At 56.4% G+C, this 22,175-nt stretch carries 21 protein-coding genes; 15 read left to right on the top strand and 6 right to left on the bottom strand.

Features of this window, described 5'->3' with window-relative positions; all coding sequences use genetic code 11:
* Window positions 1-513 precede the first annotated feature (513 nt).
* The 10 genes from dmul_RS14015 (at window position 514) to dmul_RS13970 (ending at window position 11,418) form a co-directional block, all read left to right on the top strand.
* The gene (locus dmul_RS14015; protein ID WP_040415958.1) at window positions 514-1,080 is read left to right on the top strand and encodes a DUF4136 domain-containing protein; all 567 of its coding nucleotides are present in this window, start codon (window positions 514-516) and stop codon (window positions 1,078-1,080) included.
* A 113-nt stretch (window positions 1,081-1,193) separates the two neighbouring features.
* Window positions 1,194-1,604: a hypothetical protein gene (locus dmul_RS14010; RefSeq protein WP_020877997.1), complete on the top strand. Its 411-nt coding sequence runs from the start codon at window positions 1,194-1,196 to the stop codon at window positions 1,602-1,604.
* Between the two features lie 352 nt (window positions 1,605-1,956).
* Window positions 1,957-2,583: a TetR/AcrR family transcriptional regulator gene (locus tag dmul_RS14005; RefSeq protein ID WP_020877998.1), complete on the top strand. Its 627-nt coding sequence runs from the start codon at window positions 1,957-1,959 to the stop codon at window positions 2,581-2,583.
* Window positions 2,584-2,959: 376 nt separating this feature from the next.
* Entirely contained in the window at window positions 2,960-4,108 is a 1,149-nt protein-coding gene (locus tag dmul_RS14000; protein ID WP_020877999.1) for an acyl-CoA dehydrogenase family protein, read from the top strand.
* 37 nt (window positions 4,109-4,145) lie between these two features.
* Window positions 4,146-4,928 (top strand): enoyl-CoA hydratase-related protein, encoded by a 783-nt coding sequence (locus tag dmul_RS13995; RefSeq protein WP_020878000.1) that lies wholly within the window; start codon window positions 4,146-4,148, stop codon window positions 4,926-4,928.
* Between the two features lies 1 nt (window position 4,929).
* The gene (locus tag dmul_RS13990) at window positions 4,930-6,522 is read left to right on the top strand and encodes an acyl-CoA carboxylase subunit beta (protein ID WP_020878001.1); all 1,593 of its coding nucleotides are present in this window, start codon (window positions 4,930-4,932) and stop codon (window positions 6,520-6,522) included.
* A gap of 16 nt (window positions 6,523-6,538) precedes the next feature.
* Complete coding sequence (locus dmul_RS13985) at window positions 6,539-7,711, top strand: beta/alpha barrel domain-containing protein (protein ID WP_020878002.1); 1,173 nt, start codon at window positions 6,539-6,541, stop codon at window positions 7,709-7,711.
* Between the two features lie 159 nt (window positions 7,712-7,870).
* On the top strand, window positions 7,871-8,509 hold the full coding sequence (locus dmul_RS13980) for a helix-turn-helix domain-containing protein (protein WP_020878003.1): 639 nt from the start codon (window positions 7,871-7,873) through the stop codon (window positions 8,507-8,509).
* Between the two features lie 115 nt (window positions 8,510-8,624).
* The gene (locus dmul_RS13975) at window positions 8,625-9,392 is read left to right on the top strand and encodes an alpha/beta fold hydrolase (protein ID WP_020878004.1); all 768 of its coding nucleotides are present in this window, start codon (window positions 8,625-8,627) and stop codon (window positions 9,390-9,392) included.
* A 73-nt stretch (window positions 9,393-9,465) separates the two neighbouring features.
* The gene (locus dmul_RS13970; RefSeq protein ID WP_020878005.1) at window positions 9,466-11,418 is read left to right on the top strand and encodes an acetoacetate--CoA ligase; all 1,953 of its coding nucleotides are present in this window, start codon (window positions 9,466-9,468) and stop codon (window positions 11,416-11,418) included.
* A gap of 143 nt (window positions 11,419-11,561) precedes the next feature.
* On the opposite strand, the gene dmul_RS13965 is transcribed toward dmul_RS13970, so the two are convergent.
* Entirely contained in the window at window positions 11,562-12,440 is an 879-nt protein-coding gene (locus dmul_RS13965) for a J domain-containing protein (RefSeq protein ID WP_020878006.1), read from the bottom strand.
* Window positions 12,441-12,544: 104 nt separating this feature from the next.
* On the opposite strand from dmul_RS13965, the gene dmul_RS13960 reads away from it, so the two are divergent.
* From dmul_RS13960 to arfB, 4 genes are all read left to right on the top strand, one after another.
* The gene (locus dmul_RS13960) at window positions 12,545-13,276 is read left to right on the top strand and encodes a GntR family transcriptional regulator (RefSeq protein ID WP_020878007.1); all 732 of its coding nucleotides are present in this window, start codon (window positions 12,545-12,547) and stop codon (window positions 13,274-13,276) included.
* Window positions 13,269-14,495 (top strand): tryptophan synthase subunit beta, encoded by a 1,227-nt coding sequence (gene trpB, locus dmul_RS13955; protein WP_020878008.1) that lies wholly within the window; start codon window positions 13,269-13,271, stop codon window positions 14,493-14,495. The genes dmul_RS13960 and trpB overlap by 8 nt, the downstream gene beginning before the upstream one ends.
* Window positions 14,488-15,249, top strand: a complete 762-nt coding sequence (trpA, locus tag dmul_RS13950; RefSeq protein ID WP_020878009.1) for a tryptophan synthase subunit alpha — start codon at window positions 14,488-14,490, stop codon at window positions 15,247-15,249. Before trpB ends, trpA begins: the two co-directional genes overlap by 8 nt.
* A 119-nt stretch (window positions 15,250-15,368) precedes the next feature.
* Window positions 15,369-15,821, top strand: coding sequence for an alternative ribosome rescue aminoacyl-tRNA hydrolase ArfB (gene arfB / locus dmul_RS13945; RefSeq protein ID WP_020878010.1), 453 nt, complete (start codon window positions 15,369-15,371; stop codon window positions 15,819-15,821).
* 8 nt (window positions 15,822-15,829) lie between these two features.
* Here the strand turns inward: arfB and dmul_RS13940 are convergent, their stop codons facing one another.
* Window positions 15,830-16,219 (bottom strand): hypothetical protein, encoded by a 390-nt coding sequence (locus tag dmul_RS13940; RefSeq protein ID WP_020878011.1) that lies wholly within the window; start codon window positions 16,217-16,219, stop codon window positions 15,830-15,832.
* Between the two features lie 299 nt (window positions 16,220-16,518).
* Here dmul_RS13940 and dmul_RS13935 point away from each other — a divergent pair, with 299 nt between their 5' ends.
* Complete coding sequence (locus dmul_RS13935; protein WP_020878012.1) at window positions 16,519-16,902, top strand: thioesterase, FlK family; 384 nt, start codon at window positions 16,519-16,521, stop codon at window positions 16,900-16,902.
* An 84-nt stretch (window positions 16,903-16,986) separates the two neighbouring features.
* Here dmul_RS13935 and typA read toward each other — a convergent pair whose 3' ends face one another.
* From typA to dmul_RS13915, 4 genes are all read right to left on the bottom strand, one after another.
* Complete coding sequence (typA, locus tag dmul_RS13930) at window positions 16,987-18,816, bottom strand: translational GTPase TypA (RefSeq protein WP_020878013.1); 1,830 nt, start codon at window positions 18,814-18,816, stop codon at window positions 16,987-16,989.
* 135 nt (window positions 18,817-18,951) lie between these two features.
* On the bottom strand, window positions 18,952-20,220 hold the full coding sequence (locus tag dmul_RS13925; protein WP_020878014.1) for a mechanosensitive ion channel family protein: 1,269 nt from the start codon (window positions 20,218-20,220) through the stop codon (window positions 18,952-18,954).
* Window positions 20,221-20,382: 162 nt separating this feature from the next.
* The gene (locus tag dmul_RS13920; protein ID WP_070962339.1) at window positions 20,383-21,357 is read right to left on the bottom strand and encodes an electron transfer flavoprotein subunit alpha/FixB family protein; all 975 of its coding nucleotides are present in this window, start codon (window positions 21,355-21,357) and stop codon (window positions 20,383-20,385) included.
* A complete protein-coding gene (locus tag dmul_RS13915) occupies window positions 21,354-22,139 on the bottom strand; it encodes an electron transfer flavoprotein subunit beta/FixA family protein (protein ID WP_070962337.1) in 786 nt (261 codons plus the stop codon). Before dmul_RS13915 ends, dmul_RS13920 begins: the two co-directional genes overlap by 4 nt.
* Window positions 22,140-22,175: the final 36 nt, after the last annotated feature.

Here is a 22,175-nt window from a genome sequence, read left to right as displayed (position 1 = left end):
CTCGTATCATAAGCATCGATGATTCATTTTCAATCCAACTCCACTCGAAGAAGCGTCTGTCAGCAATGAACGGCACGCCGACGCCGAAGCGCTTGATCTTCGTTCCAATGCAGATTATGTTAAAATAGATATCATAATTTTCGACTTGCATGATGGAGACCGGCACCGGCGGTTCTAAGTCAAATGTTGGGAACTGTCCTTGAAAACGAGTCCTTGACGGGCTTGACAGCCGAATTTATGGTCGGCTTGCCATATGCGATGGCGATCCGTTCATCGGCAGTCTTTCTCCCCGTTGAACGGAATGGCCAGAGCCTCCCGGCACCGGCCTATGAAAGTCGAAAGTTGAATGAATGTATTATCGATTTGATGGTCTCACGAAGTGCCCTGAGGGTTTTTGGCGGAATGACGTATGATCCTGACAAGACTATGTAGAAATATATTTATTAACATCTAGTTAGAATTGATGGCAAGGATCGGATGTTTCAACTGATGATTCCATCAAACCGGGAGGGAATGATGATAAAACGGCTCAGCTGCTGGATGATCGGCATATCCATTGTTGGGTTGCTGGGGTGTGCAACGGTATCGATTCAAACCGACTATGACCCGAGCGTCGATTTCAAGCGGTATGAAACCTATGCATGGGACACTGAACAGCAGACACCGAGCGATGCGCTGGCCAGGGATCCCCTGATGCGAAAGCGGATCAAGAAAGCGGTGGATCAGGTATTGCAGGAAAAAGGGTTCAGGCTGAAGACGGCCGGTTCGGTCGATTTTACGGTTGTCGTTCATGCCGGCGTCAAAGAGCGGATGCGCGTTACCAACTGGGGAAGCCGTGGATGGTATGACCCCTGGTGGGGGCCTTATGGTGGACAGGTCGACGTCAGCTATTACACCGAAGGCACCCTGGTCATCGACGTCATCGACGCCGACACCCGGGAACTGGCATGGCGAGGCATCAACGAAGGCATCGTTCGTGAATATGCCGACGTCGAGCAGATGGAAAAGAGCATTCAGGAGACGGTAAGGGAAATTTTGAAGGCGTTTCCTCCGGATGTCGAGAATTCAAATCGGAAATAACGCATCGGTTCGGAGAATTGATTCGTGACGACGGACTCTCCTGGGTGTGAGGGGCCCATCCTGACAGTCGCGTTGGATTGTCGACGACGGTGTGTTGAATAACGGGTGGTTCCATGATCCACATCGAACACAAACCCTTTCAATGGATTCATACCGCCGGTTCTTTTGCCAGCCGCTGTGACCTCGATATCTTTCTGTTTGAAAAAAGCGCGCTGGTGGTGGCGACAGAGCGTGAGGATGATGCTGCATCGGGAATGAGCATCAGCAGCGGAGCACCGATCCTTGCAACCATCATCCTGCAGAAATACCGACTCGACCCCGATAATGTCTTCTGGATCGAGCATTATCCGGAAAAATGGGTGGACGGTCGGCGAATTTACCGGGTGGCTGAGATCTACCACAGGGTCACCTTCACGTTTCGTGGGAACCGATTCGTGACGCCCAAATGGGAAGCCCTCGACATCGACGGCACGCGTGCCTTTATCGACGCCCTTAAAGTTTCCTGGAATATCCCGGAAGTGTGATCGGCCACCCTGTCATGAGATCTGCCCTGTTCCCGATACTGAGAGTTTCAATTTTCGGTATAGATGGGCCGCTCCCTCCCGGCACTTCTTTCCGGCAGCCGTCATGAAAGCCGAGAGTCGGGTTAGCGTATAATCCTGGATAAAGCACTTCAGTCCCGACGAGATTGACGCGACGAAGCGCCGGATCGGGGGAGCGCTCGCGAACCTTCCGTATTTTTCCCGAAGCCGCTGCCGGCGGCAAAAATTCTGTTGACAAAATTTAGCCGATGTGAAATAGACTCAACCTAACGACCGGTCGGTAAAACAGTGTCGCAGCGGTCCGACGCATGTCGGGACTGAAGAGGGATTTTAGATGAGCAGCATGAAGGATACCATCAAGTCGATCGCCATCGAACTCTTTTTCAAAAAGGGGTACTTCGCGACGAGCATCAGTGAGATCGCAAAGGGAAGCGGTATCCAGAAAGCCAGCATCTATTATCATTACAGGAGCAAAGAGGACCTGCTTTTCAGCATCTTGAAAGCGACCATGGACGACCTGACGCGATATCTGAAAAACAACCTTGCGGGGCTTGACGACATCGAGTCCAAAATTCGCGTTGCCGTACACGGTCATGTCCGCTTCCATCTGGAGCGCCAGAAGGAAAATTTCATTGCCAACAGCGAGTTGCGGGGGCTCACCTCGGAACATTACCGGGCCATCGTCGAGAAACGCGATGAGTACGAGCGGATTTTTCAGGATTTGATTCGGCAAGGTCGCGAGGAAGGGATCTTCGCGGATGTGGACGTCAAGATTCTTTCCTATGCCATATTGACGCTTTGTACGGCAGGTGCATCCTGGTTCAATCCCGGTGGTCGCCTCACCGTTGATGAAATCGCAGACATTTACGAGAAGTTTATCCTGAACGGTCTGAAACAGGCGTGCGAGGCGTCGGCGCCGTCGAGATGCGGAGCGAAAGGCATGGCGATTTGTAAAGCATAGTCCAGGAAACACTACAGCGTTATTGTGTATGACTGTTTCTGGGAACGGCGCTCGGGTCTTGACAAACGACGGCGCTATATAGAAGCAGCTGATGCTACCCTACCGACCGTTCGGTAAAATACCGATAAGGCGTGGTGGGTTTGGAAATCTAACGTCCGGACGGTAAGGGCAGGCGTGACACTATCCGATTCGATGGCCCCCCGGGTGCCCGCGATGGGTGTCGGAGAATGAACACCGGCAGCGGATCGCGAAACAGGCTGGCGGAGGTCGATGGTGAATTGCCGAGGCTCGAAAGTCCATGGAAACTGAAAACGGGTCTGAAACGGACCGATTCGGCGATAATCTGCAGGGGAATCGCCCTTGAAAGGAGGCCGTGTTGGAATTTGATTTGACAAAAGAACAGGAAATGATCCGGAAAGAGGTGCGCAAATTTGCTCAAAGCGAAATCGCGCCGGTAGCTCAAGAGTTGGATGAAAAGGAGGAGTTTTCCGTCGATCTGACCCGGAAAATGGGAGAAATCGGGCTGTTCGGCATGTTCGTGTCTGAGAAATATGAGGGTCAGGGTCTGGATTATCTTTCGTACATCATTGCCGTGGAAGAGGTTGCCCGTATCGACGGCTCCCAGGCCGCAACCGTTGCCGCCGGTAACTCTCTCGGCATCGGTCCCCTCTATTATTTCGGCAGCGAGGAACAGAAGCAAAAATATCTGCCCAAGCTTTGCCGGGGTGAAGCGTTGTGGGGTTTTGGTCTGACCGAACCCACCGCCGGCTCCGACGCAGGCGGAAGCAAAACGACAGCCGTCAAGGACGGGAACGAATGGGTGCTGAACGGCTCCAAGATCTTCATCACCAATGCGGCTTGCGAGATGTCCCTGGGGGTTACCGTTCAGGCCATCACCGGCACGCGCCCCAACGGCAAGCCCGAGTATACCTGCTTTATCGTGGAACACGGAACAAAGGGGTTTAAAGCCGTTCCCATGCACAAGAAGATGATGTGGCGCTCTTCCAACACAGCCGAGCTCTATTTCGACGACGTTCGCATCCCAGAGAAAAACATTCTGGGCAAGCCCGGCGATGGTTTTCACCAAATGCTCAAAACCCTTGACGGCGGCAGGCTTTCCATCGGCGCCATGGGTCTGGGCGGCGCTCAAGGCGCCTATGAACTGGCGCTGAAATATGCCAAGCAGCGGGAGCAGTTCGGACAACCCATCAGCAAATTCCAGGCGGTGGCCTTCAAGCTGGCCGACAGTGCCATGGAGATCGAATGTGCCCGAAATCTGCTCTACAAAGCCTGTTGGCTGAGGAGCCGGAACCGGCCCTTTGAGATTTACGCCGCCATGGGCAAACTTTACTGTTCGGAACTCATGGGCCGGGTGGCCGATCGTGCCGTTCAGATCCACGGCGGCTACGGCCTTATGAAGGACTACAATGTGGAGCGCTTTTATCGGGATCAGAAACTTCTGGATATCGGCGAGGGAACCTCCGAAGTCCAGCGTATCGTCATCTCCCGGCACATCGGCTGTTGAAACCCCTTACTCTAAAACCGGTTTATCGGAGGATACCATGAGCGAAAGTTTGCTGCTGGTGGAGCGGGAGGATCAAATTGCGATACTGACCCTCAACCGTCCCCAGGTGATGAATTCATTCAATTTTGACATGCTGAGGGCTTTGAGGGATCAGGTGGAAACGCTGCGATTTGATCCCGATGTCCGGGTTGTCATCATCACCGGTGCAGGCGACCGGGCCTTTTGTGCCGGGGCCGATCTCAAGGAGCGGGCCACCCTGTCGCCGGTCCAGGTCAAGGAATACATTTTTACCATTCGGAACCTCTTTACGACCATCGAGCAGCTGCCTAAACCGGTCATCGCCGCCGTCAACGGCATTGCTTTGGGCGGTGGAACTGAACTGGCACTGGCGTGCGACGTCCGCATCGCTGCTTCGGGCGCAACCATGGGGCTTACTGAAACCCGCCTGGCCATCATTCCCGGTGCCGGCGGCACGCAGCGGCTGCCGCGACTTGTTGGTAAAGGCAAAGCCAAGGAATTGATTTTTACCGGTCGGCGGGTGGATGCGGCCGAGGCCCTCGACATCGGGCTGGTCAATGCGGTATCGGATGCCGCAGACCTGATTACCACGTCCAAAAAAATGGCCGGTATGATGTGCGAGACCGGGCCTGTTGCCATCGAACAAGCTAAATATGCCATCAATTACGGCATGGAGACCGATCTTGCCACCGGCTTGGCCATTGAATCCAATGCCTACTGGGTGACCATCCCCACCGAGGATCGCCTGGAAGGGCTTGCCGCGTTTCGGGAAAAGCGGAAACCGGTCTACAAGGGGAGATGAGATGAGCGAAAACAGAACCTTTTGGGAAAATGAAGAAAGAAAACTGGATGAGCGGGTACACGAAGCAACATGGCCCGGGGGCCAGAAAGCCGTCGATCGTCTGGCTAAACAGGGAAAACAGCCGGTACGGGATCTGATTGGGCTTCTCATCGACCCGGGAACCGAGTTTTTTGAACTGAGTCGGATTGCCGGCTTCGGTGTGAACTATCCCGGCGGCATCGACGATGTTCATTGCGCCGGGCTGGTCACCGGCATCGGGAAGATCCAGGGTAACTGGACCATGATCTTTGCCAACGACAGCCGGGTCAAGGCAGGCACCTATTTCCCCATCACGCTGAAAAAACACGTTCGCGCCCAGGCCATCGCCGAACGGTGCGGCTTGAACTGCGTCTATATCGCCGATTCCGGCGGCGCCTTTCTCCCCATGCAGGCCGAGGTGTTTCCCGACGACGGTCATTTCGGTTCCATGTTTTTCAATATGGCGCGCATGTCGGCCAAGGGGCTCAAACAGGTGACCTTGAGTACCGGCGGCAACACGGCCGGGGGTGCCTACATCGTCTTCATGGCCTGCCAGTCCGTCATGATCGACAAACTGGCCTACTCCTTTCTGGGCGGACCGCCCCTGGTGAAAATGGCTACCGGTGAAGTGATATCCGCAGAGGATTTGGGAGGCGCCCGGGTTCATACCCAGATCTCCGGCGGTGCGGATCATTTCTGCGCAAACCAGGCGGATGCGGTGACGCGGGTACGGGAGATCCTGGCCCTGGAACCCCCTCAAACGCTTCAGGTTCACCGGTATGCGGAATCACCGCCTGCCGTGGGCCCTGATGCCCTGTACGACCTCATGCCGGCGGGCATCCATCAAAGCATCGACGGTCGACAGATTCTGGAAGCCATAGCGGACGATTCCTATTTCATCGAGTACAAGCGGGATTATGCGCCGGGCAGGGGCGACAATATTCTCTGCGGAAAGATCCGCATCAAGGGAATACCCATCGGCGTCGTCGCCTCCAATGCCGTGGGGATCATTTTTGCCGAGGCGGCGCGAAAGGCGGCCGAATGGATCGTCCGCTGTTCACAGGAAAAAACACCCCTTTTGTTCGTTCAGAACGCTCCAGGTTATATGGTCGGCTCGGAATCAGAGCATCAGGGTATCGGGAAATATGGTTCGGACATGGTGCGGGCGGTCTCCTGCGCCCAGGTGCCCCGAATTCAACTCGTCATCGGCCCCGACAACGGCGCGGCAAATTACGGCATGTGCGGCCGGGCCTACAAGCCGCACTTCCTTTTTCACACCATGCGAGCCCGAACCGGTGTCATGAGCGGACGGAGCGCTGCAGGTGTCCTCCTTTCCATTGAGGAGCGCAACCGAGCGGCCAAGGGAAAGCCCATGACCGACGAGGAAAAACAGGCATTCAGCCGGAAGATGATCGACAAATACGACGGTGAAGCGCATCCTTTCTATTGCGGCGCCCGGATTTTGAGCGACCGCGTCCTCAAGTTTTCCGAAATCCGTGATTGGTTGGGTATGGCCTTTGAGGTGAGCCTGCTTGAGCCCATCGGTGAACCGTCGTTTGGAAATTTCAGATTTTAGAAAGGAGAGAGGGACCATGACGGAATATGATTACTGGAAAATTTTCCCCCGAATGCCGAAGAAGGTGACCATCGGCGACATCACCGTCCGGGATGGATTCCAGCACGAGGAAAAATTCATCTCTACGGCGGCAAAGAAGTTTTATCTTGAGGAACTGATCTTTGCAGGATGTCGGCATATCGAGGTTACAAATCTGGGCAACCCTTACTTGATGCCCCAGTTCCGAGACGCTGAAGAGCTGCTTGCCCATCTGCGGGGAGACCGTTTCAAGAAGAAATGTGAGCGCAAGGGCATCAATTACGACGATATCTGTCTCACCTGCATCACCATCCGGGAAGGCGCCGTGGATCGGGCCATCCAACTCAAGGAGAAGGGCCTCGGACCCGACCGTGTGCTGATGATGGTTTCCACGGAGGAGGAGCATCATTTCGCCAACTCCGGAACGAGTCTGCCGGATTATTGGAAGGAGGCGGAGCGGTGCATCAAGAAGTGCACCGACGCCGGCATCAAGATGTGCGGGACGGTCAGTACCATCTGGGGCAGCCCCATCGGCGGCGCCACAGACATGAAGGATGCCGTGGAGTTCACCAAGCGGTGGCTGGAGATCGGGGCTCACGACGTGGAGCACGCCGATCATGACGGCAGCGCATCGGCGCCGGACGTCTATCGGTATTTTTCCATGATCCTCGATGAAATCCCCGAGACCCGTCTCCACATCGCCCATTTCCACGAGACCAAGCGGGTAGCCTCGGCCTCCGTTCTGGCGGCGCTTCAAGCCGGCATTACGAATTTCGAAGCGACCCTGGGCGGTCTCGGCGGTCAACCGGCAAATTTCCTCGACGACTGCCCCGTCAAGGGTACCGGCGAATATTATTACGAGGATCCCCGGTATGTGGGCCTGGTCACTCTGGAGGATACCCTCGTTCAGATCGATGAGATGGGCATAAAGCATGGCTGGGACGTGGACCGGGTTCTCTGGATCGGGAAACAGCTGGAGCGGACCGTCGGTCGGCGCCTGCGGTCGGAGGCGATTCTCAACGGTCGAACCCTCAAGGAAGGACATCCGGAATTTGCCCGGCCGGGGCTTGTCAAGGTCAAGGCCAAACTCGGTGAGGATCCGGGGCAGAAGCTTCCCAGGGATTGGGACGAAAAGGCGAATCTCCCGGAACAGTATCGTGCCCGGAAATGAAGGCGTTCATATTTCAGGATCATTCTGATATAATCCTTACCGGCCCGCCATTCGTCAGCTTCGGCGGGGCCGGAAGCAGATGTCAAATTCGGGCCTGTGATCGCCGGGACCCGGCGGATGGTAATGAACCGGACACCAACACATTATGGAGTGAACATTATGACAGCACAAGAACAGCCACCTCATATCAACGTGGACTATTTTGAAGATTTGACCGGAGATATTGCGGAATCCGGGCAGAGTGGGATCGACGAAATCGGGAAACGTCTGAAATCTCTCAGAGAGGAGAAAGGACTATCCCTCGAGGAACTCTCCGGGAGAACAGGGTACGACGCAGAGTTTCTGGCCAAGATTGAACGCCAGGAAATCTATCCTCAGCTGGGGACGGTCATCAAGCTTTCCAAATCACTGGATGCGGCTTTCGGACAGGTTCTGGCCGGCAAGGGCGACAAACCCTATTCCATTACGCGTCGCCGGGACCAGAGAACAGTGGCCCGTTCCACATCCCACAAAGGGCAGAAAAATATCTACACCTACAAGGGGCTGGCGCCCGAGGTCAAGGGACGGAACATGGAACCGCTGATTGTCCATCTTCAGCCGGCGCCGGAAAAAGAGCTCTCCCAGCACGACGGAGAGGAGTTTATCTATGTTCTCAAGGGAAGTGTAGTGCTGGAGATCGGAGAGGACCATTTCGAACTGGAGCCGGGGGATAGTGTGTATTACCTGTCGACTATTCCCCACTGGATCGCGGCAAAGGATGACGGCGCTACGATTCTGGCCGTCATCTACGACAAATAAAACCTGAAAGGGGCGACCTCCGGGGTGCCGCACGGTCCTGCCGCCCCTGCCTTCCTTTGCCGGAATACGGCAGGGAATATCCGATTTTGGAACCCGGAGTGAAAGGGAGGCGCGCATGCCGGTCACGGCAGTCGACAAGAAAATGCTGTATTATGATCGAAGCGACAGTGAGACGGGTCCGGCCCTTATCCTGGTTCACGGCTCCGGCGGGGATCACACCCATTGGCCGGAAGGGTTGCGGCATCATCCGGGGATTCGGGTCTATACACCGGATCTGCCCGGTCATGGGCGATCATCCGGCGTTGGATGCACAAGCGTCGAGGCTTATGCCGATGTTATCGATCGGTTTGCCCGAAGCCTCGGGATCGAAAAAGCGGCGGTAGCCGGCCACTCTCTGGGCGGTGCCGTCGCCTTGACATTGGCGATTCGAAAACCCGGATGGCTTAACGGCGCCATCCTTGTGGGCACCGGAGCCCGCTTGCGGGTTCTCCCGAAGATTATAGACGGATTTGAGAACGCTTTCGAGGAAACCATAGACATGATCTGTCGCCAGTCCATTGGGCCTCGGGCGTCGGCATCCCTGAAAGCGGCGCTTCAACATCAGATGCTGCACAACGAACCTGATGTGATTTCAGGCGATTATCTCGCATGCGATCACTTTGACGTCATGGACGACATCGGGAATATCGACTGTCCCGCACTGGTGATATCCGCCACTGACGACCGGATGACACCGGTCAAGTATGGGCAATATCTATCCCGGCATATTCCAGGGGCGACATTCGCCCTCATCGAGGGCGCCGGACACATGATGGCCGTCGAAAAGCCAGAGGCCCTCATCGCCGAGGTGGTCAGATTCCTGGGAATACCGTCCGAAAAGTGATCTGCCTTTCAATTAGAACCTTCGATTCCGAAGGATTTTTCAGACCGATATGACATTCGACCAAGGGGGCATAATGGGCAAATTGTTATGGACACCATCCGAGCAGCAGGTTCAAGATTCCAATATGTATCGATTCATGACCGGCGTAAACCGGAAATACGGCACAAACCTCACCAGCTATCCGGAGCTTTGGCAATGGTCCGTGGATCATATCCCGAAATTCTGGGCGGAGATGTGGGACTACGCCAAGGTTATCGCCTCCCGGTCGTATGATGAGGTGATCGACGACGTCACCCGGATGCCTGGGGCTCGATGGTTCTCCGGCGCACGCCTCAATTTTGCCGAAAATCTTCTCCGATACCGGGACGACAGGCCGGCCATCCTCTTTCGGGGGGAAGATCAGGTGAGACGACGGCTGACTTACGCCGAGCTTTACCGGGAGGTGGCCGGGACGGCGGCATCCCTGCGGGCCATGGGACTCAAGCCGGGAGACCGGGTCGTGGGGTTCATGCCCAATATGCCCGAGAGCATTATCGCCATGCTGGCGGCCACGAGTTTGGGCGCCACCTGGTCGTCCTGCTCCCCGGACTTCGGCATCAAGGGCGTGTTGGATCGTTTCGGTCAAATCAAGCCGCGGGTGCTCTTTACAGCCGACGGATATTTTTTCAAGGGTAAAAGAATTGACAGCCTCGACCGTATTCACGAGATTTTGAAGCAGATCGGGACGGTGGAGAAGGTCGTCGTCATACCCTACACAGTAGATGCCCCGGACATCAGCGCGTTGCCGAATGCCGTGTTGTTCAATGACTTCCGGACCGATACGGCAAACGACATCGAATTTGAGCAACTCCCTTTCGATCATCCTCTCTACATTATGTATTCGTCCGGAACCACCGGGCTGCCAAAGTGTATGGTCCAGGGAGCGGGCGGCATTCTCCTGCAGCAGATGAAGGAGCACCTGCTTCACACCAACCTTCGCCGCGAGGATCGTATCTTCTATTTCACCACCTGCGGCTGGATGATGTGGAACTGGCTTACCTGCGCGCTTTCCGTAGGCGCCACGCTGCTGCTGTACGACGGCAACCCCTTCCATCCCGGACCGGAGGCCTTGTGGCAGATGGCGGAAGAGGAAAAAATGACGGTTTTCGGCACCAGCGCGGGCTATATCGCCGCTTTGATGAATACGGGACTGATTCCCCGCGAGCAATTTGACCTGACTGCTCTGAGGGCGCTTCTCTCGACGGGGTCACCCCTTTCCATAGAGGGATTCGACTTTGTCTACCAGGCAATCAAACCGGATCTTCAGCTGGCTTCCATCTCCGGCGGCACCGACATCAACGGCTGTTTCGCCCTGGGCAATCCCATGGGGCCGGTATATGCAGGCGAGCTTCAATGCCGGGGGCTCGGCATGAAGGTCGAGGCGTTCGACGAGAAGGGGCAGCCGGTTATCGGTCGGCAGGGTGAACTGGTTTGCACCGCGCCCGCCCCTTCGATGCCCATTTATTTCTGGGACGACCCGGACGGGAAAAAATACCGGGACGCCTATTTCGACGTCTATCCGAACGTATGGCGGCACGGTGATTATATCGAGATCAACGAGCGCGGGGGCGTGACCATCTACGGTCGTTCCGACGCGACTCTCAACCCCGGCGGGGTCCGCATCGGCACCGCTGAGATCTATCGGCAGGTAGAGATGCTCGATGAGATCGAAGACAGCCTGGTAGTCGGCCAGGAATGGAAAAACGATGTTCGGGTCATCCTTTTCGTCAAAATGATGCCGGGTTACGAGCTGACTGATGATCTCAAGAAGAAAATCCGCGACACCATCCGCACCAATGCCTCTCCGCGTCATGTCCCTGCCAAGATCGTGCCGGTGCCCGATGTGCCCTACACGCTCAACATGAAAAAGGTGGAACTCGCCGTCAAGAAAACCATCCAGGGCCAGGTTGTTTTGAATAAAGACGCCCTCAAAAACCCCGAAATTCTCGATTTCTATGCCGACATCAAGGAACTCCGGGAGGATTGAGCCCCTCGCGGGAATTTCTTCGACGTTGCTTGAGGTGAGTGTTCGGTTTTTGAAACGAAGGGTCTGTGTGACCTGTCGGCACTTCCCGGTAGTGCGGAGGGATCCGTACCACCGGGAGGCCGATCCGCCGGTTATGGGATTCCCTATCCTGATCGGTTTTCGGGAATGGGTTGAACCCAGGCGTTTCTGGCGCCGTCGTAAAACCATTTATCGGGGAACCCTCGCCGCCGGATGAAGCTCGGGCTTTTGGCCCACGCCAGAAGGGCTTCATAAGCCTGGTGAATCCGAATGAAGGATCGCGCATCTCCGCCGTGGTCCGGGTGATGGCGCATGACCTGTCTGCGATAGGCCTGTTTGATGATCTCCCGACATTCAGGTCGGGTCAGGTCGGCTTCATCCAGTTTTAGATGGACCAGGGCATTGCCTTTCAAGGTCGGGATATGAAGCTCCAGAGGAGAAACCGATCGCGGGGACCCATGGCTGCCGTTGCATCGGGCCAGGACATGGCGTGAGGCCAGGTATTTTTTTCGGGTACGTTCGTGTTCGGTCCACCATGCCTTGCCGAGGATGTCACCAAGATCGCTGTAGTCCTCTGCCGGGGCCCGGTTTGCGGATCGGGGATAGATGAAAGAGAAGATCCTTCGTTCACCGTAGGGCATCAGGTCCATGACGATCACGGCGTCGGTGAAATAGAAGGTGGCATATCGAGTGTTCAACGCCCGGAGGAGACCGGTGCGTTGATCCAGTTTTCGTCGCAGCAGCTGCCGACAGGCAATGGAGCAGTAGCGCCGACGGGACATGTTTTCAGATGTTCCGCAGGAAAGACAGCGGTTCCTGCGGGTTTCTTGTTTTTTGACGGGAAGATGTCGGGCTGCGGCATTCATATTGCAAAGTATATCAGCATTCAGCACGGAGATGAAGTGAGAAATCGCATCCCGCCCAGGGTACGGTCCGCCGGTGTCGCTCAGGGCACCGGGATAGTGGATGCCTCGAGGGGCGGACGACGGGTCGACCTCAAGCATCTCAATTTTCTAAAATTGTCTTGACAACTTTACCAATATATGGGATCGGTAGTTAAAATTTTCTCTGAAAAACCTTAAGTGGCAGCTGAAAAAATGAGCGAATCGTGCTGAACCCAAACGCCCCCAAGCCCCTTTACCACCAACTCGCAGAGATTCTTCTGGCCAAAATCAGGGCGGGTGAATATCCGCCGGGGTCTCGTATCCCATCGGAGCTGATGCTGGCTGAAATTTATGGAATCGGGCGTCCCACCGTCCGACAGGCCGTCGAAGTGCTGGTCAGGAAAGGTCTTCTTTCCAGAAAGCGGGGGGCCGGCACTTTTGTTCAAGCGCGGAAGGCGGCGATCGATCTCTTTTCTCTTGACGGGACTACCGCTTCCTTTCGTAAAGAGGGTCTTTCCACGACGACCCGCATCATCGAGACGATCCAGCTCAAAACAGTTTCCGAAAATCCGGAAAATCCGTTTGGCGGCAAGTCGGCCTATGTCTTTCAGCGGCTCGTGGAGGTCGAAAAGATCCCGGTGCTTCTTGAAGATCTCTACCTTCATCCGACGCTCTTCGCAGGAGTGGACCGTTTCGATCTCGTAAACGGCTCCCTGTCGGAGATCGCCGATGAATACTACTACATGCGGCCCGAGAGCGCCCGACAGCATTTCAGGATCGGTTATCTGGAGGATGACAGGACTGTCCTGCTGGGCGTTGGGAAGGTTACGCCGTTGCTCGTCGTTAACCGATTTCTCAATTTTCCGCAGGCGGACAACGCCGTCTATTCGGAGCTGTTCTGCCGAACCGACCGATATGTTTTTTCTCAGACCCTAGGAGGACTGTCCCATGAATAACCGCGGATATTATCATCAGTTCGGCGGCGCCTATCTGCCCGAGATCCTGACGGCCACCTTTGACGAGCTCGAACGGACTTTCCGGGAAGCGAAGAACGATCCGGCCTTCTGGCAGTCCTACGCCTCGCTGATGAGCAGCTATTCCTGCCGCCCCACGCCGCTGACCTACTGCGAAAACCTCACTCGCCATTTCGGGGGCGCCAGGATTTATATCAAGCGGGAGGATCTCAATCATACCGGGGCGCACAAGGCCAACAACGTCATGGGCCAGGGGCTGCTCGTCCGCCGCATGGGGAAGCAGCGGGTCATCGCGGAGACCGGGGCCGGACAGCACGGTGTGGCCACGGCCACCATGGCCGCTAGATTCGGCTTCGAGTGCACCATTTACATGGGGGAGGTCGACGTGGAGCGGCAGCGCCCCAACGTCTTCTGGATGGAGCGGTTGGGCGCCAGGGTTCAGCCCGTTACCAACGGTACGCGCATCCTCAAGGACGCCATCAATGAAGCCTTTCGGGATTGGGTCTCGAACATGGACACGACCCATTATGTGCTGGGAACGGCCTGCGGCCCCCATCCGTTTCCGGAGATGGTGGCCTATTTTCAGTCCATCATCGGACGGGAGGCCCGCGAGCAGATTCTGGAGGCCGAAGGGCGGTTGCCCAGGCGGGTCTATGCCTGCGTCGGCGGCGGATCCAATGCTTTGGGAATCTTCAGCGGTTTCATGGACGATCCGGTGGAACTCGTGGGCGTGGAAGCCGGGGGCGAAGGCCTCCAATCGGGACGGCATGCCGCCCGTCTCTGTTCACCGGACGCCGGCATCGGGGTGGCTCAGGGTTACCGCACCTATTTCCTGCAGAACGCGGACGGTCAGATGAAGGAGACCCACAGCATCGCGGCCGGCTTAGACTATGTGGGCGTCTCTCCCATCCTTTCCGATCTGAAGGAAACCGGTCGGGCCCGGTTTGCGGCTGCGACGGACCGGGAGGTCGTCGACGCCCTTGCCCTCACCGTCAGGAAGGAGGGGCTCATTCCGGCCCTGGAGTCCGCCCATGCCTTTGTACAGGCCTTCAAGGAAGCCCCGGCGCTTTCCCGGGATGACAGCATTATCATTAACCAATCCGGTCGGGGCGACAAGGATATCTTTACGGTGGCAGACGCTTTCGACGATCCCGGATGGAAGGCGTTTATCATCAGAAAGGCGGAACAATACCATGCTTGAAGGCTATATTCATGATCAGCTGAAACAGCGGGATATTCTGCTGATGACCCATATCGTCATGGGGTATCCCTCCTTTGAAGCTTCTCTTGAGATCGTGGCGGCCATGGTCGATGCGGGTGTCGATCTCATGGAACTTCAGATTCCCTTTTCAGAACCCATCGCCGACGGACCGGTAATTCTGGCGGCAAATCAGCGTGCTCTGGAGCGAGGGGCCACCGTGGCGAAATGTATCGATTTCGCGCGGGATGCCGCCGCGCGATTCGACATTCCGTTTCTGTTCATGAGCTACTACAATATCCTGTATCGCTATGGGGTTGCCCGGTTTGTGGACATGATGGCGGATAGCCGGATTCAGGGGGCCATCGTGCCCGATCTGCCGCCGGAGGAGGGGGGCGATTATATAGCGGCCATGGCAGGCCGCAACCTGGATCCCATCCATATCTATGCCCCGACGACCCCTCTGGAACGGATGAAGCGCATTGCAGACGTCTCCCGGGGATTCATATACTGCGTGGCCCGGAAGGGAGTGACCGGCGCGGAAACCGATTTTTCGACAGATCTGGAATACTATCTTGCCCGGTGTCGTCAGGCCACCCAACTGCCGCTGGCTGTGGGCTTCGGCGTAAAAAGCCGGGCGGATATCGACTTTCTCAGGGGCAAAGCCGACATCGCCGTGGTGGGCTCCGAGACCATACGGTTGATGGATCGGGAAGGAACAGGCGCTGTGGCCGCCTTCATTCGGACCTTGAGATGATTCATGCCGGCATATTGGGGGCATATCGGCTTGACTTCACGGGCAGATGCGCTACTTTATCGTCATCTGGAAGACGGACCGGCCGATAAAAGGCCGGTTAAAATAGAAAGGGATGTATTATGATGCTTGAACTGCATGGCATCGCCATCGGCCCCGAAGAGATTCACGAATCCTTCATGCGCTGTTCAGGGCCCGGCGGTCAGAACGTCAACAAGGTCAATTCCGGAGTTCAGCTGCGTTTCAACGTTCAGGACTGCGCTTCTCTGCCCGAGGATGTCCGCAGCCGTCTGATTCGAATTGCCGGAAATCGCATGAACAAGGCTGGGGAGATCGTGCTGACGGTCCAGAAGCACCGCAGCCAGTTCGGCAACCGCCAAGAGGCGTTTTTCCGGCTGGAGGAGATGATCGGAGAGGCGCTCAAGGAACCTGTCTCCAGAAAAGCCACCCGTGTGCCTCGGGGCGCGAGACAGCGTCGCCTCGATAACAAAAGGCACCGAAGCCGTGTCAAACGGCTGAGAGGGAGTGTCGCTCAACGAACGGGGCCGGCGGAAGCTGGTCCCGTTCTGTTTTAGGCTTCAGCTTAGTCCGTGAGAAATTTGAGGCCTTTGCGTATTTCGTGAAACTCGCTTTCGGAGATTTGCTCCCACGGCTGTGATGGGAAGAACTGAAGGAGAGCGTTCACAGCCGGTGAAAATACCTTCCCTGATTTCAGAACCGGCTTTTTGAGACGATATTTGAATGACCCGCCCAGATCAATCACCAGATCGATGATATCGTTATTCTCGTGCAACTCCACAATCATGAAGGGGCGAATCATGCCTTTGCCCATGATCTGCCGACGGCCCCTCGGGCCGGTGGAGACCTCGATGTAAGCCTTCTCGATGGCGGCGGCCTGTTGGTCCGGGGTCATCAGAAAAGCGTCCAGCACAATGTATTCGCCATTCCCAAAAGGCACCCACTCTGTCGTCATATGATCGACTTCCTTCCGTCTTGTCAGGTATCAGTGCTTCCGCGGCATGAAAAAAACAGCCGGTACAGGCTTGTTTATGGCATTACGACCTGATGATGAAAAGAAAAATCTTCACTTTCCGGAAGCTGAAGATCTAACATAACGACATCAATGAAAAGTTGCAAGTCTCGTTCATGGATTTCACGATCCTTGACGATTTAAGGGACGGCATGGTAACGGTCCATGATACATCGGATATCTCTCCATGGCGCGTACCGTGGAAATACCGATAACTGCCTACCTCAATACAGGAACGGGATATGGACATCATCACACACCGGAAGATCAATCAAACCCTGTGCGGCCGACCCTTGACGGTTGAAAAAGGCAACAGCCGCGTAGCGTTGTCGACCACCGAAGCGATGGTTGCAGATGACTCAGGGCTTGTTCATGGCGGTTTTGTTTTTGGATTGGCGGATTATGCGGCCATGATCGCCGTCAACCACCCCAACGTCGTTCTCGGCAGCGCCGACGTCAGATTTCTCAAACCGGTTCGGGCGGGAGAGACAGTCACCGCCGAAGCTTCGGTGATCGAGGAAAGCGGGAAAAAGCGTGTCGTTCGCGTCACTGCTTCGTCAGGGAGTGTCCGAGTCTTCGAGGGAGAAATGGTTTGCTTTGTTCTGGATCGGCATGTCCTGGCATAATGTAAGACCGCCTTCGCATTGAAGATTCGATGCGGCTCGTCTTACCTCCCGGCCAGTGGGGTTCGGGAAGGAGATCGGTTCATCTTATTCCCGTGCGCCGCGCATGTTGTGGCGCTTCTGGGCCGAGAGCACTGCCTTCCGCATGCGCAGGGACAGCGGCGTCACCTCGACCAACTCGTCTTCCCGGATAAAATTGATCGCCTGTTCCAGCGTCATCGGCTTGATGGGCGAGAGAATGACATTGTCGTCTTTTCCCGATGCCCGCATGTTGGTCAGTTTTTTTTCTTTGCAGGGATTGACGTTGATGTCCTGTGCTCGGTTGTGCTCTCCGACGATCATGCCCTCGTAGACCGGTTGGCCGGGTTCGATGAAAAGGCGGCCCCGGGGTTCCAGGTTGAAAAGGGCATAGGCAACGGCGGTTCCGGTTCGATCGGCGACGATGGACCCCGTGAACCGGCTGGGACATTCCCCCCGGAATTCGCCGTATCCGTCGAACAGCGAGTTCATGATGCCGGTTCCCCGGGTGTCGGTGAGAAATTCGTCCCGATACCCGATGAGGGTCCGGGTCGGCACGGAAAACTCCATTCTGACGCGGCCCTTGCCGTTGTTGACCATGTTCGTCATCTTTCCTTTGCGCAGGGATAGTTTTTCGGTGACCACCCCCAGGAATCGCTCTTCGCAGTCCACCATCAACCGTTCCAGAGGTTCCATCTTGATGCCGTTTTCATGATGAAAGATAGCCTCCGGACGACCCACACAAAATTCGTATCCCTCCCGGCGCATCGTTTCGATGAGAATAGCCAACTGAAACTCCCCACGTCCCTTGACCAGAATGCTGTCCCGGTCGCCCACCTCCTCCACCTGAATCGCGACGTTGCGAAGGGTCTCCTTCTGCAGACGCTCGCGGATACGGCTGGACTGGACATACTTGCCTTCCTTCCCGCCAAAAGGGGAATTGTTGATGGTGAACTTCATGGAGACCGTCGGTTCGTCCACCCGGATCCGCGGCAATGCCTTCGGGTTTTCGCGGTTGCAGATGGTGTCGCCGATCTTGACGTCTTCGATGCCGGCCAGAACGGCGATGTCCCCGGGTTGCACGTCGTCTACGTCCACCAGTTTCATCCCTTCGTAGACCTGGAGCTTGGAGACCTTGAGCGGCATGCTTCGGCCGTTTTCAGCGATGCAGACGAGGTTGTCCCGGGAATGGGCGGTGCCGTTGAAGATCTTTCCTACTGCCAGTCGGCCCATATAATCGGAGTACCCGAGATCCGAAACGAGCATCTGGAACGGCGCCATGGGGTCGTGGGTCGGCCCGGGAATCTCCTCGATGATGGTGTCGAGGAGGGCGTGGAGGTTGTCGGCGCGGGCGTCCGGCGAGGTCATGGCGACCCCGTCCCGACCAACGGCGTAAAGCAGGGGGAATTCAAGCTGCTCGTCGGTGGCGTCCAGATCGATCAGCAGGTCATAGATCTCATCCAGGACCTCGTCGGGGCGGGCATCCTGACGATCGATCTTATTGATGACCACGACAATTTTAAGGTTGGCCTCAAGGGCCTTTTTGAGGACGAAGCGGGTTTGGGGCAGGGGACCTTCGGAGGCGTCGACCAGGAGAATTGCCCCGTCGGCCATGGAGAGCGCACGTTCCACCTCTCCGCCGAAATCGGCATGACCCGGCGTGTCGATGATGTTGATGCGGGTGTTTTTCCACACCACTGAACAGTTTTTAGCCGCAATGGTAATGCCGCGTTCCCGCTCCAGATCCATGGTATCCATGAGACGTTCATCAACGGCTTGGTTGGCCCGGAACAGGCCGCTCTGGTGAAACATGGCGTCCACCAGAGTGGTTTTCCCGTGGTCGACATGAGCAATGATGGCGATGTTTCTCAGCCGATCGTTTCTCAGCATCTTTGACATAATGGTTATTCTCCGTGGTGATATAGGATCGCGCCGACAAGACGCAATTAATAACCATAATCATCATGGAGTCGATGACAAGCCCGATACGACGTCGAACACTCACATTCTCAGGTCATGATCCATTATAATGGGTTATTCCGTCATTTGGTAGACATGAACATCCCGCTGGGGATATGGAATACCGATGCCTTCGGCGTCGAAGCGCTCCTTGACGGCGCGAGTGATATCCCAGTAGACCGTCCAGTAATCCCCGGTTCTGACCCAGGGACGGCAGATGAAATTGACCGACGAATCCGCCAATTCATGAACCTTGATGACGTAGGCGGGATTTTTGAGCACCAGGTTATGACCGTCGACGATATCCTCCAGAACCTTCTGGGCCTTTGCGATATCATCGTCGTATCCGATCCCGAAAACGAGATCCACCCGCCGGGTGGCGTTCCCGGTGACGTTGGTGATGACATCCCCCCATATCTGGCCGTTGGGGACGATCAGACTCTGGTTGTCCGGGGTCTTGATCGTGGTCGACACCAGGTTCATGGAATCGACGGTACCGGTGACGCCGCCGGCCGTCACGAAGTTGCCGATGTCATAGGGTCGGTAAAGCAGAATCATGAAGCCTGCGGCGAAATTGGAAAGGGTGTTCTGAAGGGCGAAGCCAACGACGAAACCGATAACCCCGAGGCCGGCCAGAAGCGGTCCGATATTGACCTCGAGCATGGAGAGAGCGATGATCAAACCGAGAATGAAAACGACCTTCTGGGTTGTGTTGACGATAAAGTCCTTGAGCAGTGCCGATAGACTGGCTCTGGTGAGGGATTTTCGGGCCATGGCGCCGACGATGTTGGCGATAATCATGAAAGCGAGGAGGATGAGGATGAATTTGACGATGTTGAATATCCACCGGATGCCGCCTTCCTTGGAGATCAACCATCCGCGAACGGCCGACCAGCTCGAGAGGGCGTCATCACTGCTGATGTCGATGCCTGAAACAGCCTTGACATATTTTTCATAGGTCGCGACATCGCCGCCTTTGGCGTTCAGTTCCCGGAGTACGGCGTTAAATCGGTCGATTAAAGCGGTGCGCTCCTCCCGAAGTCGGGTCAGTTGATCGAGGATCTTCTGCTTTTCCTCGCCTTCAACGGTTTTGCTCTGGATCTGCAATCTGCTGATCTCCGTGACCTTATCCTTCACGAGCCTTTGCCAGGCGTCGACTTCCACGGCGAGTTCCGATTGGGTCAGGGGTGTCAGGAGGATCTTCAGGTCCGGGACGGAAATTTTGATGTTGACGGTGGTGGTCGGAACCGATGCCGGCTCCTTGGATAAGGCCGCTGGGGCGGTGATACTCATCGCTGCAGTCATCAGAATCAGAACGATAAGGCCGAAAGACTTTCTTGACATCGAGAGGCTCCTTTATACTGGGAATTGGATTGATGGCATAATGCTATGCTGTTGCGTCGCTTTTGTGCGATCGCTTGAAAAAAAAGCGGCCTGCTTCTTGAAGAAGCAGGCCGCTTCCGTAATCGATCGATCTAAGTAAAACGATCTAGGTAAAAGAGGGCGCTATTTGGCTTGCTCGACGGCTTCCGTCAGCTCGGGAAGGAATTCGAGGATGTCGGCCACGATGCCCACGTCGGCCACCTGAAAGATGGGAGCCTTGGGATTCTTGTTGATGGCGACGATGAAAGGGGCGCCCTTGATGCCGCCCATGTGCTGGAACGAGCCGCTGATGCCGCAGGCCAGATAGACCTTGGGGCTGACGGTCTGGCCGGAGGTGCCGACCTGACGGGATTTTTCCAGCCATTTGGCGTCCACGATGGGACGGGAGCAGGAGACGTCGGCCCCCATGGCCCTGGCCAGATCGTTCACGATCTCCAGGTTGTCCTGATCCTCGATCCCGCGGCCTACGGAGACGAGGATCTCGGACTTGGTGATGTCCACGTCCCCCACCTCGGCCACGAGGGTCTCCAGGTAGCGGCGTCCCGCGGCGAGATCGCCCACGTCCCCGGACTTGTCCGTGATGGTGCCCCCGGCGGCGGCACTCTCGTCAGGAGCAAAGGCCCCCGGCCGGACGGTGATGACGGCCCCGGCGGCGATGTCGCAGGCGACGTGGGTGCTCACCATGCCGGAAAACTCCTGGCGGACGGCCGTGAGGGTGTCGCCGTCGAGCCCGGCAAAATCGACAACGTCGGGCAGATAGGGCGAATCGAGCTTGACCGCAAGCCCCGGAGCCAGATCGAGGCCGAAATGTTCATGGGGGATCAGGACCACGGCCTCCCTGGGCAGAACGCTCGTCAGGGCCTTCCGGACCCCGTCGGCTAAGGGATAGGCCAGAGCGGCGTTGTCGATCTTCCAGACCGATGTATAGGATTTGGCCGCTTCACCGGCGGCTGCCTCCAGATCCGCTCCCGATCCCACCACCACGCCGATCACCTCGGCGTTCGGGTCGAGCTTGCGGGCCGCGGTTGCAAATTCCAGGGCCGTGTCGTCGGGTTTGCCGTTCTTGTGGATGATATATGCAAAAACCTGTCGGCTCATGATTTAATCCCTCCTTTGGCTTTCAAGAGTTCCATCAGTTTCTCGATGATTTCCTCGGTGCTGCCCGTCAGCATCTCGGCACCCTCGCCCATATCCGGCACGAAGTAGTCGAGACGCTTCACCTTCGGCGCCACTGCGGCGGGGTCGAGCCCCAGGTCCCCGGCGCCCATCGTCGGAATCTCCACCGAGGCGACCTTCCGAATCCCGCGGATGCCCACGTAACGGGGTTCGTTGATGCCCGTCTGGATGGAAAGCACGCAGGGCAGCGTCATCTCGTTCATCTCCTGGTTGCCCCCTGCGATCTCCCGGCCCACCTTGATCTTCTTGTCGTCCAGAATCTCGATGACGTTCACCAGCGACGCATAGGGCACGTCCAGCATCGCCGCCAGCATGCCGCCCACCTGACCGGCCCCGTCGTCGGCCTGGGCCCCGGTCAGAATCAGATCGTATCGCCCTTTCTCCACCGCCGCCTTCAGAATCGTCGCGATCCCACGGCCGTCGGCGCTTTCGAACGCCGGATCCGACAGCAGGATACCGTTGTCCGCACCCATGGCCATCTCCCGGCGCAGAACCTCCTCGGATTCGTCGTCACCTACGGTCACCACCGTTACCGTTCCACCGACCCGGTCACGAATCTGGATCGCCTCTTCCACCGCGTAGTTGTCCCACTCGTTGACCGAGTAAACCAGATCATCCCGCTCGATGTCGGTACCCTTGCCGTTCACTTGAATCTCGTTCTCAGAGGTGTCGGGAACCCTCTTCACACATACCAGAATCTCCATATTGTCCTCCTGGATGGGTTGTTGATTAATGTCGAT

It is taken from the genome of Desulfococcus multivorans (genome assembly GCF_001854245.1).
Lineage (GTDB): Bacteria > Desulfobacterota > Desulfobacteria > Desulfobacterales > Desulfococcaceae > Desulfococcus > Desulfococcus multivorans.
Note: the sequence above shows the minus strand (reverse complement) of the source record. Positions and strands in the feature narration are given on the sequence as shown.

Coding starts and splice junctions, on each gene's coding strand:
- dmul_RS13980 (WP_020878003.1), top strand. CDS start 7,871: ATGACAGCACAAGAACAGCCACCTCATATCAACGTGGACTATTTTGAA.
- dmul_RS13995 (WP_020878000.1), top strand. CDS start 4,146: ATGAGCGAAAGTTTGCTGCTGGTGGAGCGGGAGGATCAAATTGCGATA.
- dmul_RS14005 (WP_020877998.1), top strand. CDS start 1,957: ATGAGCAGCATGAAGGATACCATCAAGTCGATCGCCATCGAACTCTTT.
- dmul_RS13925 (WP_020878014.1), bottom strand. CDS start 20,220: ATGTCAAGAAAGTCTTTCGGCCTTATCGTTCTGATTCTGATGACTGCA.
- typA (WP_020878013.1), bottom strand. CDS start 18,816: ATGTCAAAGATGCTGAGAAACGATCGGCTGAGAAACATCGCCATCATT.
- dmul_RS13970 (WP_020878005.1), top strand. CDS start 9,466: ATGGGCAAATTGTTATGGACACCATCCGAGCAGCAGGTTCAAGATTCC.
- dmul_RS13975 (WP_020878004.1), top strand. CDS start 8,625: ATGCCGGTCACGGCAGTCGACAAGAAAATGCTGTATTATGATCGAAGC.
- dmul_RS13915 (WP_070962337.1), bottom strand. CDS start 22,139: ATGGAGATTCTGGTATGTGTGAAGAGGGTTCCCGACACCTCTGAGAAC.
- dmul_RS14015 (WP_040415958.1), top strand. CDS start 514: ATGATGATAAAACGGCTCAGCTGCTGGATGATCGGCATATCCATTGTT.
- dmul_RS13920 (WP_070962339.1), bottom strand. CDS start 21,357: ATGAGCCGACAGGTTTTTGCATATATCATCCACAAGAACGGCAAACCC.
- dmul_RS13940 (WP_020878011.1), bottom strand. CDS start 16,219: ATGACGACAGAGTGGGTGCCTTTTGGGAATGGCGAATACATTGTGCTG.
- dmul_RS13965 (WP_020878006.1), bottom strand. CDS start 12,440: ATGCTTGAGGTCGACCCGTCGTCCGCCCCTCGAGGCATCCACTATCCC.
- dmul_RS13985 (WP_020878002.1), top strand. CDS start 6,539: ATGACGGAATATGATTACTGGAAAATTTTCCCCCGAATGCCGAAGAAG.
- trpA (WP_020878009.1), top strand. CDS start 14,488: ATGCTTGAAGGCTATATTCATGATCAGCTGAAACAGCGGGATATTCTG.
- dmul_RS14010 (WP_020877997.1), top strand. CDS start 1,194: ATGATCCACATCGAACACAAACCCTTTCAATGGATTCATACCGCCGGT.
- arfB (WP_020878010.1), top strand. CDS start 15,369: ATGATGCTTGAACTGCATGGCATCGCCATCGGCCCCGAAGAGATTCAC.
- dmul_RS13935 (WP_020878012.1), top strand. CDS start 16,519: ATGGACATCATCACACACCGGAAGATCAATCAAACCCTGTGCGGCCGA.
- dmul_RS13990 (WP_020878001.1), top strand. CDS start 4,930: ATGAGCGAAAACAGAACCTTTTGGGAAAATGAAGAAAGAAAACTGGAT.
- trpB (WP_020878008.1), top strand. CDS start 13,269: ATGAATAACCGCGGATATTATCATCAGTTCGGCGGCGCCTATCTGCCC.